We start from the raw sequence: 12,353 nt of genomic DNA on the forward strand, positions 1-12,353 counted from the left end.
CGCCGGGTGGCGGTGGTCAGTTCGCCCGCCCAGAATAGGCACTCCACCGCCCGCTTGGCCTCGCTCCAGCCCCACCAGCCGCCGGCGCCCTTCGCGCCCAGTTCCAGATCCGAGGCAGCCAGCGGCCCGCGGTCACGCACCTGTTCCAGCGCCCGGTCCACCAGATCGCGCCGCTCGCGCAGGAACCGCGCCACCCCCTTCCACACGCCGACTCCTTCGCGGGCGTCATCCATCCGCCAGCGGAACAGCGGCTGGCTGGCCAGCGGCAGCAGGCTGGCCTCATGCGCCCAATATTCGAAGAGGGCGGGTTTTTTCCCCCAGGCCACCTCCTCAAGGAGGGCGCGCGGATAGGCGCCCAGCCGCGAGAAGGCCGGGATGTAGTGGGTGCGCGAGACCACATTGACGGAATCGATCTGCACCACGCCCAGCCGCTCGATGATCTTCAGCAGTTCGCGGCAGCCGATGTCGCCGTCCGGGCGCGCGCCGAGGCCTTGCGCGGCCAGGGAGATGCGGCGGGCCTCGCCCGCGGTGAGGGTGTCTGTCATCCAGTCCCGCCCGGGCCACTCGCTGCGGCAAAGCTAGCGGGCGAACAAAAAAAGAACAAGACTAGCCGGCCGTTTGCCCAGGCTCAGCGTTCCAGCCGTCCGTCGCTGAGGGCGGCGACGTCGAACTCGAAGACGATGTCGGGATCCGGCGGGCTCACCGTCTTGGCGATCTTGGCCGGCGCCAGGACCTTCAGGAGATGGCGCATGATGTGCACGCGGGCCAGCTTCTTCTTGTCGGTGTGGACCACCACCCACGGGGTCTGGGCGCTGTGGGTTCGCGTGAGCATCTCGTCGCGGGCCTTGCTGTAGTCGTCCCACTTGTCCTGGGCGACGGCGTCCAGCGGGCTGACCTTGAGCGCCTTGAGCGGATCGGTGCGCCGGGCGTCGAGGCGCTCGCCCTGTTCCTTGCGCGAGATGTCCAGCCACAGCTTGATGATCTGGATGCCGCCGTCGGCCAGCATGCGCTCGAACACCGGGACGTCGTCGAGGAAGGTTTCCTGCTCCTCGGGCGTGGAGAAGCCCATCACCCGCTCGACCCCGGCGCGGTTGTACCAGGAGCGGTTGAAGATCACGAACTCGCCCGCCGCCGGCAGGTGGTGGGTGTAGCGCTGGAAATACCATTCGGTCTGCTGCCGATCACTGGGCTTCGGCAGGGCCACGGCGCGGGTCGCACGGTTGGAGAGGTGCTGGATGATCCGCTTGATCGACCCGTCCTTGCCGGCCGCATCGCGGCCCTCGAAGATCACCAGGTCCTTCTCGCCCGCCGCGATGGCATGCTGCTGGAAGCGCACCAGCGCTTTCTGGAGGGTCACGATCTCTTCGTCGTAGTCATAGGGTTTGGCCATGCCGATCAGCCTAGTCCCGATCCTTTGGTGAGCGCTACAAGAGCGCGATGATCCGCCTGTTCGTTCCGCAAGAGCTTAACCCTGGCGCGGCGCTGCCGCTCGACCCGGGCCAGAGCCGCTACCTGGCCGCGGTGATGCGCCTGGCGGTGGGCGACGAGCTTGCCCTGTTCAACGGCCGCGACGGGGAATGGCGGGCCCGCATCACCACCCTCGGCAAGCGCAACGTGACCGTGACGCCGGAGGCCAAGACCCGGCCGCAGGCGCCGGGCTCCGACCTCGACCTGATCGTCGCCCTGGTCAAGCGCGGCCGCCTGGAGACCATCGTCGAGAAGGCCGCCGAACTGGGCGCGGCCCGGGTGCGGCCGGTGATCACCCAGCACACCAACGCCGACCGCGTCCGCCTGGAGCGGCTTCAGGCCATCGCTGTGGAGGCCGCCGAGCAGACCGGGCGGTTGGACGTGCCCAAGGTCTTTGAACCGCTCAAGCTGGAGAAGCTGCTGGCCGGCTGGGAGACCGGACGCCACCTGCTGTTCTGTGACGAGGCGGGCGACGCCGCCCCCCTCATCGATGCCCTGCGCGAGGCGCCAGGCGGCGCCTGGGCGATCCTGGTCGGGCCGGAGGGAGGCTTCTCGCCGGCCGAGCGGGACCGGCTGCGGACGCTTTCCTTCGCCATACCGGTCAGCCTGGGCCCCCGGATCCTGCGGGCCGACACCGCGGCGATCAGCGCCATGACCCTGTGGCAGGCGGCGTTGGGCGACTGGCGCCCTTGAGCTTCAAGGAATTGCGCCCACCTATTTTAGCAGCGTAAAGAACGCGGCCGCGCGGGACCTCGCCCGCAGCGGGTGTTCGTGTGTCGACGGGCTGGGGAGGACGTGATGGCCGAGGTCGCTTGCGACGATCGACCCCTGGTGTTCGAGGACCTGGTCCGCTGGTTCGCGGAGGGCTCGAAGCCGGCCAGCGCTTGGCGCGTGGGCGCCGAGCACGAGAAGTTTGTCTTCCACCTTGGCTCGCATGCGCCGGTCCCCTATGAGCCCGGCGGCATCAAGGCGTTGCTGGACGGCCTGACCCGCTTCGGCTGGAAGCCGGTGATCGAGGGCGGCCACGTGATCGCCCTGGAGCGCGGCGCGGCCAACGTCAGCCTGGAGCCCGGCGGCCAGTTCGAGCTTTCCGGCGCCCCGCTGGAGACAATCCACGACATCTGCGAGGAGACCGGCGCCCATCTGCAGGAAGTGAAGGTGGTGGCAGACGAGCTGGGCCTGGGCTTCCTGGGCCTGGGCTTCACCCCGATCTGGCGGCGCGACCAGGTCCCGGTGATGCCCAAGGGCCGCTACAAGATCATGCGCGAATACATGCCCAAGGTCGGCTCCATGGGTCTGGACATGATGTTCCGCACCTGCACCGTGCAGGCCAACCTCGACTTCGGCTCCGAGGCCGACATGGTGTCGAAGTTCCGCGTCAGCCTAGCCCTGCAGCCGATCGCCACGGCGCTGTTCGCCAACTCGCCGTTCATCGAGGGCAAGCCCACCGGCTTCCTGTCGGCCCGCGCCAACGTCTGGACCGACACCGACAACGACCGCACGGGCATGCTGGACTTCGTGTTCGCCGACGGCTTCGGTTTCGCTACCTACGCCAACTATGCGCTCGACGTGCCGATGTACTTCGTCAAGCGCGAGGGCCGCTACATCGACGTGGCAGGCCGCTCGTTCCGCGACTTCATGGACGGCAAGCTGGCCGAGCTGCCGGGCGAGCGCCCGACGCTGAAGGACTTCGCCGACCACACCACCACCATCTTCCCCGAGGTCCGGCTCAAGCAGTACCTGGAGATGCGCGGCGCGGACTCCGGCCCGTGGAGCCGACTCTGCGCCCTGCCAGCCCTGTGGATGGGCGTGCTCTATGACGCCGCCTCGCTGGCCGCCGCCTGGGACCTCTGCAAGGACTGGAACATCGAGGACCACGAGCGCCTGCGCGCGGACGTGTCCCGCCAGGGGCTGAAGGCCCAGATCGCCGGGCGCACCGTGCAGGACATCGCGCTCGACATGCTGGAGATCGCCCGCGCCGGCCTGAAACGCCGCAACCGGCTCTCCGGCGGCCTGGTGGACGAGACCGGCTACTTGGCCGAGCTTGACGAGATCGCCGCCAGCGGGATCACCCCGGCCGAGCGTCTGCTCGAGCTTTACGAAACCCGCTGGAAGGGTGACGCCGGCAAGGTCTTCGAGGACTTCGCCTACTAGAGCGCTTTCCGCCGAAGTGGGCGCCGGTTCGGCGTCAGAAAGCGCGACAGAACAAGGATCTGGAGCGCCGCTGCGAGTCTATCGGAGCGAATAGCGCTCTAGCGGACGCCGCCGTCCGGCGTCTCCACGTTGGGCTTCCAGTGGTCGCGCTGGCTGTGGCCGTCGCCGGTGTCGGTGTGCTGGACGATGGCGTCCACGTCGCGCTCACCCACGGGGTGGTGCGCGTTCACCGTGGCGTCGTCCACCTCATAAACCTCTATCTTGTCGGTGTAGAAGGCCAGCCGCCCGCGGAGCTGCTCCATGGCCGGGAACGGCTCCTCGTAGGTCCAGAGGGCGTTCTCCGCCCACTGGCCGTCCATCAGCACCGAATAGTAGCCGGCGTCGCCCTTGTAGGGGCAGTGGGTCTTGCGGTCGGTCCGCGACATGTACTCCATCGCCACCTTGTCCCGCGGAAAGTAGATCACCGGCGGGTAGCTCCCCTCTCGCAGAACCATGGCGTCATCGCTGTCGGCGATCACATGGCCCGCAAAAGCCGCCCGCCAGCGGCGCTTGGCCGGCTCGATGGTGATCGGATGGTCGGGGCCTGGGGTCAGCATCGCGATGGTCCTCCTCGCAAGACCTGAACGCCAAACCCTCCGCCCTGGCTCCATCGCTGTCCAGCGCCGGTTTGGGCCCGAGGAAGGCTGTTGCTTGTGCTTGCCGCGGTCGCGTGATTTTCTCCCCGCAAATCAGCCGGACCAGGCGAAACCGCCCCGCAAAGTCCAAAGCGTCCCAGGGAACCGGAACCGCTCCGCATGAACCTCATCCTCCTCCTCGGCATCGTGGTGACCCTGGTCACCGGCATCCCGGTGCTGATCCAGCTCACCCGCAACCACCCGCGCGGGCTGATCATCCTGTTCTTCGCCGAGATGTGGGAGCGATTCTCCTACTACGGGATGCGCGGCATCCTGATCTTCTACCTGACGCAGCACCTGCTGTTGGACGACGCTACGGCGGGCGCCCAGTACGGCTCCTACACATCGCTGGTCTACCTCCTGCCGTTGATCGGTGGCCTCCTGGCCGACCGCTATCTGGGCACCCGCAAGGCGGTGGTCTTCGGGGCGATGCTGCTGGTGGCGGGGCACATGATGATGGCGGTGGAAGGCAGCCCCGCGCAGCAGACCCTGACCTATGCGGGCCAGAGCTATCCCGTCGCTGCGGAGGGCCGCATGGACGACCGCCAGGTGCGCCTGATGGTCGGTGGCCAGGGCTACGAGTTCGCCCCCGCCGCCACCGGCGGCCTGGAAGTCAAGGGCCTGCCCGCGGGCGCCCCGCTGCCGGCCGTGCTGCCGGAAGGCTCCTACCAGATGACCAATGTGATCGATCAGTTCGGCAAGAACGCCTTCTTCCTGGCGGTCTCGCTGATCATCATGGGCGTCGGCTTCCTCAAGCCCAACATCTCCACCATCGTGGGCCAGCTCTATCCGCAGGGCGATCCCAGGCGCGATAGCGGCTTCACACTCTACTACTACGGCATCAACCTGGGGGCCTTCTGGGCCTCGGTGCTCTGCGGCCTGCTGGGCCAGCAGGTGGGCTGGTGGGCCGGATTCGGCTTGGCCGGTGTCGGCATGCTGGCGGGCCTGATCGTGTTCATCTGGGGCAAGAAGTACCTTGAGGGGCATGGCGAGCCGCCGAACCCGGAACTCCTGCGGGCCAAGGTGGCCGGGCCGATCAGCCGCGAGTGGCTGATCTACGGCCTGGGCGTGCTTGGCGTGATCCCGGTGTGGTTCCTGGTGCAGCGCAACGACCTGGTTGGCATCGGCCTGATCGCCGCAACCCTGGTCTCACTCCTGTTCATCGTCTGGTTCCTGGTGGCTAGGTGCAACAAGGTGGAGCGCGAGCGGATGATGCTGGCGCTGGTGCTGATCTTCGGGGCGGTGGTGTTCTTCACCCTCTTCGAACAGGCCGGAACCTCGCTGAACCTGTTCGCCGCGCGCAACGTCGACCTGATGGGCATCCAGGCGGCGCAGACCCAGTCGTTCAACGCGGGCTTCATCCTGATCTTCGCGCCGATCTTCGCCGCCCTCTGGGCTTGGCTGGCGCAGAAAGGCCGCGACCTCGATCCGGTGATGAAGTTCGGGTTGGGCATCATCCAGGTGGGCCTGGGCTTCATGGTTGTGGTGTGGGGCGCCGGCATGGCCGGGGCCGACTACCGCGTGCCGCTGGTGCTGCTGGGCGTGCTCTACCTCCTGCACACTACGGGCGAGCTCTTCCTGTCACCGGTGGGCCTGTCGGAAATCACCAAGCTGTCGGTGGCCTCGATCGTGTCCTTCATGATGGCGGTTTGGTTCCTGTCCTCCTCCATCGCCCAGTACGTGGGCGGAATCATCGCGGGCCTCGCCGGCACCGAGACGGTGGGTGGCCAGGTGCTGGATTCCGCGGCCTCGCTGAAGTCGTCGGTGGATGTCTTCAACCTGCTGGGCCTGTGGGGCATCGGCATCGGTATCGGCTTCGTGGTGCTGAGCTTCTTCATCAAGGGCTGGGCGCACGGGGTCAATGACCGGGCCAACCACGGGCAGCCGGAGCCCATCGCCCCAACCCTGGACGGCGAACGTCAGGCGGTGAGCCCGGCCGCCCTGCGCAACGACAGCTGAGCCGAGGCTTCAGCCGCAGACGAAGAAGGCCGGGGATCGTTCCCCGGTCTTTTTCTCATGGCGCGCCGCCTACGTCGTCAGGCGCCGAAACGCTTGCGCACGCGGACGTAGTACATGCGGCCGAACTGCAGGTCGCGGTCCTCGATGTCGGGCTGGCCGCCGCCCGCACGGGTGCCGGCATAGCTCAGCCGGGTATTGCGCAGGCCGCGCAAGGTGACGTTGGGCAGCTCGAAGCGGATGTTGATGTCGGGCACGGGCCGCCACTCGGCGAAGGGCTTCACATAGGTCTTCAGCTTGGTGGTCTCGATGGCGTTGTAGCGATAGTAGCGCTCGCGCCAGCCGCCGTAGGCGTCGACGCCGTAGGTCAGGTTCAGTCGCGGCAGGTCGTGGCTGAAGCTGGCGTTCCAGTCCACCGGGCGCAGGCCGGAGATCTCGCGGTCCTCGCCGGTGGTCGGGTCCTCCACCTCCGAGCGGCGCCAGACCGCGTCGCCCTTGAGGCGCGCGCCCTTCAGGCCGATGCGGTCGAAGGGCAGGGTGAGATCGACGCCCAGCTCCTGCTTGGTCCCCTTGCCGATGTTGGTGGGCCGGTCGAACACGGAGCCTGCGATGAACACCGGGCCGCGGTCGATCACGTCGTTGAGCGCGAAATGGCGCGCCGTGACCACGATCACGCCACCGCCCCAGAATCGCTGCTCGACAGCGGCTTCCGCCACCCAGGCCTGCTGCGGGTCGAGGTCGGGGTTGCCGGCGCTGACGCCAGCACCGGTGTTCAGGTTGGCGTTGGCCACGAAGTCGTTGAAGTTGAGCTGGCCCACCTCGCGTTGGGCGCGGACACGGAACTGCGTGGCGGGCCGGGCCTGCCAGGTCACCGCCACCCGCGGCTTGACGAAGTGCAGAGTCTTTTCCAGCACGATGTCGCCCTCGGACGAGATCGTCGAGCTCTCGTAGCGAAGGTCGCCGTCGACGGTCCAGGCGGCGCTGGGCCGCCAGGCGCCCTTGGCGAACACCTCGCTGCGGACCTCCTCCACGGCCACGTTGGCGGCCGGCAGCGCGATGTTTGCGGCGTTGACGGTGAAGCGGGTCTGGCTTTCCAGATGGTTGAGGGCGGTCTCGCCGCCGGCCTCGAACGACAGCTTGTCGCTCCATCGGTACTTCAGAACCGCCCGGCCGATGCTCTCGCTGGATTCCCGCGCCAGGTTGAAGCTGGAGACGTCGGCGGCCTCCGTGAAGGTCGAGGAGATGGTCCGGTCGCGCGTCTGGCGCAGGCCCACGACCTCCAGGTTCAGGTGTCGGGTCAGAGGGCGGCTGAAGTTGCCGCCCACCTCGGTGTTCTCGGAACGGTAGACGTCGTCGGTCTCCTCCAGGCCGGGCACGGGGGTAAGGAGCACGTTGCCTTCGTCGTACTTGAACTTGTCGCGGGCCAGGCGTCCGTTGACCCGCGCCTTGCCGCCGAAGATGGGCGTCTCATAGATGCCGGTGAGCTGGGCGTTGAGGCCGTCGCCCTCGGCGTCGATGTCGGAGCGCACGATTGGCCGGCCGTCGGCGAAGATGCGGAGGCCCGGGCCGTCGCCGGCCCCGTCGTCAATGCCCCGACCGCCGTTGCTGGACAGCTCCCACTTGCGGCCACCCTCGCCGCCGCTGGCCTCGAGCCGATAGGCGCCGCTGGTGCGCCCGTCATAAATATGGCTCTGCGAGCCGGCGATCAGGCCCTGCAGGCCGCCGCCGGCCTTGCGCACGACGTTCACCAGCACTGACTTGCCCTGCATGTCGATGCCTGGCGCGCCCCCGCGGATCAGGTCAATCCGTTCCACGCGGGTGGCCGGAAGGCGGCTCAGCAGGGATTCCAGGTTGTCGGTCTTGCTGGAGGCCCGTTGGCCGTCGATCAGCACATTGCCGGCCGCGCCTTCGAAACCTCGCACCTCGGCGCCGGTGTCGAGGCTGAAGCCGGGAATCCTCGAAACCATGTCCAGCGCGCTGTTCGGCTGCTGGGCCGCGAAGAACGAGGGCGGATAGCTGATGACCCCCTGGGTCGGCGCCGCGACGGCTTCAGGCGTGGCGGCGGCGGCGGCCTGCGCAAGAAGGTGGATCAACAACATCAGCACTGTCTCCCAGACGGGCGCAACTGGCCTGCGCCGGTTGGGAGACGCCAATTAAATGCCGGTAACCTGGATTAAATCGCCGAAATATTTCCGCCGACTACCGCACATCGCCGTCACATCGTGATGCCGGACGTAACGCCCTAGAGGCTGGTGCCGCCAACCGTCAGGCCGGTGATCTTAAGTGACGGTTGGCCGACGCCTACTGGAAGGCTCTGGCCGGACTTGCCGCATACCCCGATGCCCGGGTCGAAGGCGAAGTCGTCGCCGATCAGGGTCACGCGGGTGAGCGCCGAGGGCCCGTCGCCGATCAGGGTGGCTCCCTTCACCGGGGCGGTGACCTTGCCGTCCTCGATCAGATAGGCCTCGGTGCACTGGAAGACGAACTTGCCGTTGGTGATGTCCACCTGACCGCCGCCAAAGTTGGCGCAGTAGAGCCCGCGCTTGGTCGACGCGATCATTTCCGCCTGCGGGACATCGCCGCCCATCATGGCGGTGTTGGTCATCCGGGGCATGGGCATGTGGGCATAGGACTGGCGGCGTCCGTTGCCGGTGGCGGCTAGGCCCATCAGCCGCGCGCTCATCCGGTCGTGCATGTAACCCACAAGGACCCCGTCCTCGATCAGGATGGTGCGCTCCGTGGGCGTGCCCTCGTCGTCGACGGTCAGCGAGCCGCGGCGGCCCAGGATCGACCCGTCGTCAAACACCGTGACCCCAGGCGCGGCCACCCGCTCACCGATCCGGCCGGAGAAAGCCGAGGTGCCCTTGCGGTTGAAGTCGCCTTCCAGGCCGTGGCCGACGGCTTCGTGCAGTAGAACGCCGTTCCAGCCGGGGCCCAGGACCACGTCCATCTCGCCGGCGGGGCAGGGGACGGCTTCCAGGTTGACCAGGGCCTGGCGCAGCGCCTCGTCCACCGCGGCGCGCCAGTTTTCCTCAGTGATCCAGGTCTCGAAGCCGGCCCGGCCGCCGGAGCCGGTGTAGCCGTTCTCGCGGCGGCCATCGCGCTCGACCGTGATCTGCACATTGATCCGCGCCAGGGGCCGCACGTCGCGGATCAGCCGGCCGTCGGCTCGGAGAATCTCGATCGTGCGCCGCTCGCCGGCCAGGGAGGCCATCACCTGCACCACCCGGGGGTCGCGGGCGCGGGCCCAGGCGTCTATCTCCTGGAGCAGGGCCACCTTGTCGGAGAAGCCCGGCGAGGCCAGAGGATCGTCCTCGCCATAGAGCCGGACGTTCGTGGACCGGGGCCCTTCGGCCGCCACGCCTGCATAGCCGCGCTTGGCCAGGGCCGCCGACTGCGCCGCCCGCCCGATGGCGGCTTCGGAGATTTCACTGGCGTGGGCGTAGCCCGCGGTCTCGCCCGCCACCACCCGCAGGCCGAAGCCCTCGGTGGCGTCATAGGCCGCCGACTTCAGCCGGCCGTCGTCGAACAGGAAGGATTCGCTCTCGGAACGCTCCACGAACAGTTCGCCGTCGTCCGCCCCGGCCAGCGCCTCGCCCAGAATCTGTCGCGCTCGGTGCGGGTCGACGCCGGCGGCGTCGAGGATCGAGGGGGTGGGGGCGTGTGCGTTCATACCCCACAAGATAGGGGCTCGATCCCGAGGCGTCACCCCGTCTCGCCCGCCTCGCGCCGCGGCCGATGCAACCACTTTGGGACAGTGGTGTTCCGGTGGCGCGGCTGATCCGCACAGAAATCATTCCAGAATTGCTGAGCCTGTTGTGTCGTTGGTGGTGTTTGCGGGTCAGTCTAACGCCCTAGGGTTCGGCATGGACGCCTCGACCCTTCCCGCCAATTACTGGCGCGGGGACCCCCGGACTTTCATCTGGAACAACGAGACCGGCGGTTTCGAGGTCATGACTCCGGGTGTGAACACCGGCACCTTGAAGAATCCCGGGGCCTGGGGACCCGAGGTCGCTTTCGCGGCCACCTTCCGCCAGGACCATCCCGACGAGGCTTTGTTCATCGTCAAGTCCGCCAAGGGTTCGACGGGCCTGGCCGCCGACCCCAACCGGCTCGACTGGTCGCCGCAGTCAGAGGGCGAGATGTTCGACCTCACCACCCAGCGGGTGGCCGACGCGCGCGCCGCCCTGGGCGGCATGGAGGTCGATGGGGTGTTCTTTGTGCAGGGCGAGCAGGACGCCTTCGACGAGGACGCCGCGCAGGCCTATGGCGACAACTTGCAGGCCTGGATCGCCGCCGTCCGCGACGAATGGATCGCCGACGAAGATGGCAAGGTGGCTTTCGCGCGGATCAATGACTCCACGCCCTGGTTCGAGACGGTCCGCTGGGCCCAGTACGTCACCGACGCGGAGGATCCGTTCGCGGCCTCCTTCGACACCTATGACGACATGATGCAGGCCGACGGCCTACACTATGCGGCCGAGGGCCATCTGGCGATCGGCGGCCAGTTCTATTCCCTCTACGACGGCTGGGTCTGAGCCCCGGTTTCGCCGCCGGAAAGCCCGCGCTTGCCGCCCGGCCTCCCAAGCGGTCGCAAGCGCCTTGGCAAGCCACGGCGATGCGCGTATGCACGCGCGCTGAGGGACCGGGCGATGCGTGACACGCGCGCCGACGCGGCCTTCTGAACATTCGGCGGGGGCGATCGCTTCGCTCCACGGTAACCGCCGGCCAACCAGACCGAGGGGACATGACGTCGAGGTTTCAGGGGATGCGGACTTGGGCGGCCGGAGCCGCTGCGGGTGCGACGACAGCGTTCTTCGGTGCGAGCGCGCTGGCCGCCGACTTGGTGGGCCAGCCGACGCCTGGCGGCATCGATCTGCAGCCTGGGGTGACGCCACTCCGGCATGACACGATCTTCTTCCACAATGTGATCCTGCTGCCGATCATCACGGCGATCACCCTGTTCGTGGCCGGCCTGCTGATCTGGTGCGTCGTTCGCTACAACAAGCGCGCCAACCCGGCGCCCGCCCGATGGAGCCACAACACCCCCGTCGAGATCGTCTGGACCGTCGTGCCCGTGCTGATCCTGATGGTCATCTCGATCTTCTCGTTCAAGCTCCTGTTCGCCTATCATGACATGCCCAAGGCCGACGTGACGGTGAAGGCCACCGGCTACCAATGGTACTGGGGCTACGAGTACCCCGACCAAGGCGTCGCCGAGTTCATCTCCAATATCCTCCCGGAGGATCAGGCCAAGGCCAAGGGCGTGCCGTACAAGCTGGCCGCCACCGAGGCCATGGTGGTGCCGGTGAACAAGACCGTCCGGATGCTGGTCACCGGGGCCGACGTGATCCACTCCTTCGCCGTGCCATCCTTCGGGATCATCGCCGACGCCGTGCCAGGCCGGGTCAACGAGACCTGGTTCCGGGCCGAGCGGATCGGCACCTACTATGGCAACTGCCGCGAGCTGTGCGGCGTGGAGCACGCCTTCATGCCCATCGAGGTCCGTGTGGTGAGCCAGGCCGACTTCGACGCCTGGCTGGCCGTGAAGGACGCCAAGCCGCCAGCGGCGACGCCCAGCACGGCGGCCGCCACGGCCAACGCCGCCAGTGCGGACGCCGCCCCCGCCGCCCAACCGGCCGCGGCCACCTCCAGCATCAATCCCGCGGCGCCCGGCTCCAGCACGCCGGAGCCCACCGCACCGACACCTCAGCCCGCGCCCAAGGCGCCGGCCGCGAACTGATCCAGGACAAGCGTAAGATGGCTCAAGCCGCCGCCCACGACCATCACGACCACAAGCCGGGTTTCATCACCCGCTGGTTCTTCTCCACGAACCACAAGGATATCGGCACGCTCTACATCCTGTTCGCCATCATGGCGGGCCTGGTGGGTGGCGCGCTCTCCGGACTGATCCGCTGGGAACTGTTCGAGCCGGGGATCCAGGTGTTCCGGGAAGGGTCATGGTTGGCCGCCACCGGTCTCGTGGAGCCCTCCAAGCACGGGTATAACGTCGTGGTGACAGGCCACGCCCTGATCATGATCTTCTTCATGGTCATGCCTGCCATGATCGGTGGGTTCGGGAACTGGTTCGTTCCGTTGATG

11 protein-coding genes are annotated in these 12,353 nt (G+C 67.7%); 6 read left to right on the forward strand and 5 right to left on the reverse strand.

What is annotated here, in order from left to right:
* A partial coding sequence (locus ACLL81_RS05685; protein ID WP_411287377.1) for a DNA glycosylase AlkZ-like family protein occupies positions 1-545 on the reverse strand: 545 nt, incomplete at its 3' end.
* Between the two features lie 83 nt (positions 546-628).
* A complete protein-coding gene (gene ppk2 / locus ACLL81_RS05690; RefSeq protein WP_411287378.1) occupies positions 629-1,390 on the reverse strand; it encodes a polyphosphate kinase 2 in 762 nt (253 codons plus the stop codon).
* A gap of 47 nt (positions 1,391-1,437) precedes the next feature.
* Between ppk2 and ACLL81_RS05695 the strand changes: the two genes are divergently transcribed.
* Positions 1,438-2,160: a 16S rRNA (uracil(1498)-N(3))-methyltransferase gene (locus ACLL81_RS05695; protein ID WP_411287379.1), complete on the forward strand. Its 723-nt coding sequence runs from the start codon at positions 1,438-1,440 to the stop codon at positions 2,158-2,160.
* A gap of 105 nt (positions 2,161-2,265) precedes the next feature.
* Positions 2,266-3,621, forward strand: coding sequence for a glutamate--cysteine ligase (locus ACLL81_RS05700; RefSeq protein ID WP_411287380.1), 1,356 nt, complete (start codon positions 2,266-2,268; stop codon positions 3,619-3,621).
* 98 nt (positions 3,622-3,719) lie between these two features.
* Here the strand turns inward: ACLL81_RS05700 and ACLL81_RS05705 are convergent, their stop codons facing one another.
* On the reverse strand, positions 3,720-4,217 hold the full coding sequence (locus ACLL81_RS05705; RefSeq protein WP_411287381.1) for a DUF427 domain-containing protein: 498 nt from the start codon (positions 4,215-4,217) through the stop codon (positions 3,720-3,722).
* Between the two features lie 198 nt (positions 4,218-4,415).
* Between ACLL81_RS05705 and ACLL81_RS05710 the strand changes: the two genes are divergently transcribed.
* On the forward strand, positions 4,416-6,254 hold the full coding sequence (locus ACLL81_RS05710; RefSeq protein WP_411287382.1) for a peptide MFS transporter: 1,839 nt from the start codon (positions 4,416-4,418) through the stop codon (positions 6,252-6,254).
* 77 nt (positions 6,255-6,331) lie between these two features.
* Here ACLL81_RS05710 and ACLL81_RS05715 read toward each other — a convergent pair whose 3' ends face one another.
* Together ACLL81_RS05715 and tldD are read right to left on the reverse strand one after the other, a co-directional pair.
* Positions 6,332-8,350: a TonB-dependent receptor plug domain-containing protein gene (locus ACLL81_RS05715; RefSeq protein ID WP_411287383.1), complete on the reverse strand. Its 2,019-nt coding sequence runs from the start codon at positions 8,348-8,350 to the stop codon at positions 6,332-6,334.
* A 143-nt stretch (positions 8,351-8,493) separates the two neighbouring features.
* The gene (gene tldD, locus ACLL81_RS05720; protein ID WP_411287384.1) at positions 8,494-9,924 is read right to left on the reverse strand and encodes a metalloprotease TldD; all 1,431 of its coding nucleotides are present in this window, start codon (positions 9,922-9,924) and stop codon (positions 8,494-8,496) included.
* 157 nt (positions 9,925-10,081) lie between these two features.
* Between tldD and ACLL81_RS05725 the strand changes: the two genes are divergently transcribed.
* The 3 genes from ACLL81_RS05725 to ACLL81_RS05735 all read left to right on the forward strand — a co-directional run.
* Positions 10,082-10,789, forward strand: coding sequence for a sialate O-acetylesterase (locus tag ACLL81_RS05725; RefSeq protein ID WP_411287387.1), 708 nt, complete (start codon positions 10,082-10,084; stop codon positions 10,787-10,789).
* Positions 10,790-10,998: 209 nt separating this feature from the next.
* Positions 10,999-11,994 carry a cytochrome c oxidase subunit II gene (coxB, locus tag ACLL81_RS05730; protein ID WP_411287385.1) on the forward strand — a complete coding sequence of 332 codons (996 nt, stop codon included), beginning with the start codon at positions 10,999-11,001 and terminating at the stop codon, positions 11,992-11,994.
* Positions 11,995-12,011: 17 nt separating this feature from the next.
* Positions 12,012-12,353 (forward strand): cbb3-type cytochrome c oxidase subunit I (locus ACLL81_RS05735; RefSeq protein ID WP_411287386.1); only part of this gene is annotated, 342 nt, incomplete at its 3' end.

Source organism: Phenylobacterium sp., from assembly GCF_046590535.1.
Classification (GTDB): Bacteria; Pseudomonadota; Alphaproteobacteria; order Caulobacterales; family Caulobacteraceae; genus Phenylobacterium.